This window comes from Nostoc flagelliforme FACHB-838 (assembly GCF_014698065.1).
Classification (GTDB): domain Bacteria; phylum Cyanobacteriota; class Cyanobacteriia; order Cyanobacteriales; family Nostocaceae; genus Nostoc; species Nostoc flagelliforme_B.
The window spans coordinates 1-4167 of record NZ_JACJSI010000464.1 but is presented as its reverse complement, the minus strand read 5'-3'; the positions used below and the strand labels follow the sequence as shown (position 1 = coordinate 4167).

Sequence of the window (4167 nt, the reverse complement as noted above, 5' to 3'; positions counted from 1 at the left end):
TTTGTAAATTCTCTTTCTGTAATTTACTTAAGTATCCTTTGGCTGGCATAGCAGTAAGTCCACGAGTTTATTTAATTTACATTTTATGCAAATTAGATGTGGAACAGCTTATTATCAAAAATTCTGGAGTCCAAGCAATAGCAGCAGATGGTGATTTTACCACAGTTAAGGACGCTGTTGATTTTCACCTGCGACAACTGGCTGATTATCTCATTCATGGCAATGGTGCAACTTTACCGGGTGGAAGGACTGGTGGTAAAAATAGCAGCATTGATCCTATCTTCGCTGCTGTGGGTGCTATTACTTTCGCATATTTGAGAAATCGCATCTGCGCCCCTCGTGATATGAGTGCTGGTGCAGCAACGGCGTTTCGCGCTGCGATCGATAAATTGTTGACTTCTGTTTATTAATTTTGTGGGCGTTGCTGATTGAATATATGAAGTTGCCTTATGCACAGACGCAACGCTTCTGAATTCTGCTGTACTTTGGAGACTTTATTGAGGAAAGGGAATTGCTAACAGTCCATAGTGAAAATGAACTACAGTTAACTGCTGATGTATTGGTAATTGGTGGTGGCCCTGCCGCAGCATGGGCAGCATGGGCAGCCGCATCCCAAGGAGTCAAAGTCATCATTGTTGATAAAGGTTTTCTGGGTACAAGTGGCGCAGCTGCTGCTAGTGGCAATGGCATCATGGCTCCTTCTCCAGAGAATTGGGACAAAGTTTTATCGGAGCGTTATCGCGTAGGAAAAAACCTCGCTAACTCACGTTGGATCGAGCGTGTTATCGAAAAAACTTGGCTGAGTTTGCCCCTAGTGGAAAGCTGGGGCTATCGTTTCCCTAAAGAAGATGGGGAATCTGTGCGTCAGAGTTATTATGGCCCTGACTGAATATATGCGGGTACTTCGCAAAAACCTTTTGCGTGTTGGTGTACAGATTTTCGACCAAAGTCCGGCTCTAGAGCTTTTATTGGCTGACGACGGCTCAGTAGCTGGTGCAAGAGGTGTGCAGAGGCAAGATAATCGTACTTATACCGTTCGTGCTGGTGCAGTAGTCTTAGCCAATGGCGGTTGTGCATTCTTGAGTAAAGCATTAGGTTGCAATACCAATACAGGTGATGGATTGCTAATGGCAGTAGAAGCCGGCGGCGAACTTTCTAGTATGGAAGCTTCCAATCACTATGCCATTTCGACGGCTTTCAATGCCACTGTAACTAGAGGTGTTCCCTTTAGCTGGGCTAGTTATAGCGATGAAGCAGGCAATGATTTGGGTGGTTATATCAATGGTCGTCGCGATCCATCGTTCCTCCCTAATGCCCTGCTGAAAGGCCCCGTTTATGCCAATAGGGTTCAGTTAAGCATTTTTTTCTTCTCTCTGTTCCCTCTGTGCCTCTGCGGTTCGTTAAAAAATTTGACTTTGATAAAGAGTTTTAGCCTTAACTGAACCGTATTGCCGTTTATGCTCGTTTGGATCGAGCCACACCGGAAGTTAAAGCAGTGATTGAAAAGTCTCATTTCATCGCTTTTCTACCCTATACAAAAGCTGGCATTGACCCATATACAGAACGAGTGCCTGTGACACTTGTTTTAGAGGGTACAGTCCGTGGTACAGGTGGGATTCGGATTGTGAATGATAATTGCGCTACAAAAGTTCCTGGCCTCTATGCTGCTGGTGATGCAGCATCGCGGGAGTTTTTAGCCGGTTTAGCTTCTGGGGGTGGTGGCCCCAATGCTGCCTGGGCAATCTCTACAGGGCAATGGGCTGGAGTTGGAGCAGCGAACTTTGCTAAGAGTCTGGGCGCTCATGCAAATGAACGCGTTGCGCGTTCTGCTGGTAAAGTGGGATTGCGATCGCCTTTGGCGGGGCGTAGCCCATCATCGCCCTCACCCGCTTCTGAAACATTCGATAGTGAAGCGATCGTGCGCGGTGTACAAGCCCAGATGTTCCCGTTGGAGAAGAATTACTTGCGTTCTGAACAGGGACTTTTGGATTCTCTCGCTAAATTAGAAACGCTGTGGCAGCAAGTACAAGGGAACCCGAAACAAGATACAGTGCGTGATGTGGAATTTTCTCGGCGAGCGGCTGCTTTAACGGCTGTAGCACGATGGGCATATTTTAGCGCGTTACATCGCAAGGAAACGCGCAGCGAACATATTCGCATAGACTATCCCGAAACCGATCCAAATCAGCGTTATTACCAAGCAACAGGTGGCTTAGATAAGCTTTGGGTGAGGCGTGATTGGATTACGGATGCGATGTCTGACGACAAGCCGCAAAGCGCCTACGCTACACCACCAGTACAAACCACTCAAGCCACACCTACTGTATCAAAGTTGTAGCAGGAGCATATCATGATTGAGCTTGTCAGCCATAAACTCTGTATCAATTGCAATTTGTGCGTCCAAGTTTGTCCTACCAATGTCTTTGACTCTGTACCTAACCAACCACCTGCGATCGCCCGCAAGGAAGACTGTCAAACTTGTTTCATGTGTGAGGCTTACTGCCCTGCGGACGCACTCTATGTTGCGCCCCAATCTCATACCGATATTGAAGTCAAGGAGGATGATTTAATTGAAAGTGGCATAATGGGTGAATATCGTCGCCTCTTGGGTTGGGGATATGGCAGAAAAAATAATAGTGAATTGGATACGGCTCATAAACTGCGCCAACTACCACGTCCTTATCAAAGTTAATTTGGATGTTTGGTGACTGGGGATTGGGGACTGGGTTTTTATTCAGCACTTTCAAGCACTTTTTGTCGTAGTTCTGGAAATACTTTGGAAACTTTATTCAAAAGATAATCGCCATAAGTCCCGCGAAATTCGTGGACACTGGCTTTATCCCAGCGATCGCTTTTATCATCATTCACTACTACACCCTTCAGTTCAATGGGTTTGACTTCAACGTTAAAATTGGGGTCAAAAAAGAACGGGAACGAAAGGCGATGACTTGTTGATAGGTTCTGAACGCGGTGGGGTGTTGAACGATACAGCCCTCGTGTCATGCGATCGAGCATATCCCCAATGTTGCATACGAATGAACCAGGAATAGGAGGTGCATCTATCCAACCAGACTTTGATTTAATTTGTAATCCACCGACATTATCTTGTTTGAGTATAGTTAATACTCCGTAATCTGTATGTTCGCCAACGCCCCATTTAGATAATGATGAATTAGGAGGGTAATTGAAAATCCGAAATAATATCAATGGATCTTTTGTATAACGGTCAGCAAAATAGGATTTTTCTAACTCCAAACTGAGAGCAATACCAGCCATTAAGGTATGTCCAAGTTTGGCCATTGAATCTATATATTCAAGTACCGTTTCCCTAAATTGGGGAATGTTGGATGGAAAGAGATTGTGACCATGCATTGGTACACCAGCTTTCACGAGTGGGTGATTTTCTTCTAGTTCTGTACCGAAGTAAATACCTTCTTTTAAGTCAGGTCTACCTGATGTTAATTCCTTACCCACAGGGAAATATCCTCTCCATGCTCTACCACCAAGAGCCATACGAATCTTCTGTTTAGTTTCTACATCTTGCGCGAAGAACTGTTGGCTAAGATTTTCTAGTTTCTCTTATAGTTTTTCATCAACTCCATGTCCGACGATATAAAAGAAACCGTAATCTTGGCACGCTTGTCTAATTTGGTCTGCAACTACTTTAGAAGAGTTGCTAGTTTGGGAATTAGCGCACTAATATCAATTATGGGAACTTGTGAAAACTCTTTGTCTACAACTTGTAAGATTGTCATGCTCAGGTTCTCCTAGTTATGCGTAAACTAATATCTAGGCTACACAGAAAATTATATCCATAACCATAATGTTGGGTATGGCGATCGCTAACTTTAGTCAGGTGCTTAGATAAAGTATTGTGAGTATAAATTTGTAAATTTCATTATAAATACGATAATTTGGTAGAGATGCAGTAGTATTATCTAAATAATTCTCATTATTTCTGCAAATAACAATAATTTCCTAAATTGGGAGTAATTTATTGTTGAATATCAATTGCGTAAAAATCTTGACAATTTAAGAACAAACATAATCCAGATATAGGAATCCTATTTGATTTTTGAAAAAGATTAAGAGAAAATACGTGCGAGGATGTAAGTGTAAAAGTAGACAATGATAAACCAGCATCTATCAAATGCATCATACCCGCCA

The 4167-nt window shown here is 43.3% G+C and carries 5 protein-coding genes and 2 pseudogenes; 5 read left to right on the top strand and 2 right to left on the bottom strand.

Annotated elements, in window-relative coordinates:
- The 5 genes and pseudogenes from H6G97_RS46655 to H6G97_RS46640 all read left to right on the top strand — a co-directional run.
- Positions 1-410 (top strand): annotated as a pseudogene (locus H6G97_RS46655) (hypothetical protein); the annotation flags it as partial.
- Between the two features lie 101 nt (positions 411-511).
- A complete protein-coding gene (locus H6G97_RS55180; RefSeq protein WP_277883456.1) occupies positions 512-889 on the top strand; it encodes an FAD-dependent oxidoreductase in 378 nt (125 codons plus the stop codon).
- On the top strand, positions 876-1442 hold the full coding sequence (locus tag H6G97_RS55175; RefSeq protein WP_277883454.1) for an FAD-dependent oxidoreductase: 567 nt from the start codon (positions 876-878) through the stop codon (positions 1440-1442). The genes H6G97_RS55180 and H6G97_RS55175 overlap by 14 nt, the downstream gene beginning before the upstream one ends.
- 53 nt (positions 1443-1495) lie before the next feature.
- The gene (locus tag H6G97_RS55720; RefSeq protein ID WP_338421997.1) at positions 1496-2338 is read left to right on the top strand and encodes an L-aspartate oxidase; all 843 of its coding nucleotides are present in this window, start codon (positions 1496-1498) and stop codon (positions 2336-2338) included.
- A 12-nt stretch (positions 2339-2350) separates the two neighbouring features.
- Positions 2351-2692 (top strand): 4Fe-4S binding protein, encoded by a 342-nt coding sequence (locus tag H6G97_RS46640; protein ID WP_190947182.1) that lies wholly within the window; start codon positions 2351-2353, stop codon positions 2690-2692.
- Positions 2693-2730: 38 nt separating this feature from the next.
- On the opposite strand, the gene H6G97_RS54240 is transcribed toward H6G97_RS46640, so the two are convergent.
- Complete coding sequence (locus tag H6G97_RS54240; RefSeq protein ID WP_242056098.1) at positions 2731-3276, bottom strand: 2OG-Fe(II) oxygenase family protein; 546 nt, start codon at positions 3274-3276, stop codon at positions 2731-2733.
- 126 nt (positions 3277-3402) lie between these two features.
- Positions 3403-3648, bottom strand: a pseudogene (locus H6G97_RS54235) (2-oxoglutarate and iron-dependent oxygenase domain-containing protein); the annotation flags it as partial.
- Positions 3649-4167 lie beyond the last annotated feature (519 nt).

What these genes read in the sequence shown, in the direction of transcription:
- H6G97_RS55175 (WP_277883454.1), top strand. Translation starts at nt 876, where the DNA reads ATGGCCCTGACTGAATATATGCGGGTACTTCGCAAAAACCTTTTGCGT.
- H6G97_RS46640 (WP_190947182.1), top strand. Translation starts at nt 2,351, where the DNA reads ATGATTGAGCTTGTCAGCCATAAACTCTGTATCAATTGCAATTTGTGC.
- H6G97_RS54240 (WP_242056098.1), bottom strand. Translation starts at nt 3,276, where the DNA reads ATGGCTGGTATTGCTCTCAGTTTGGAGTTAGAAAAATCCTATTTTGCT.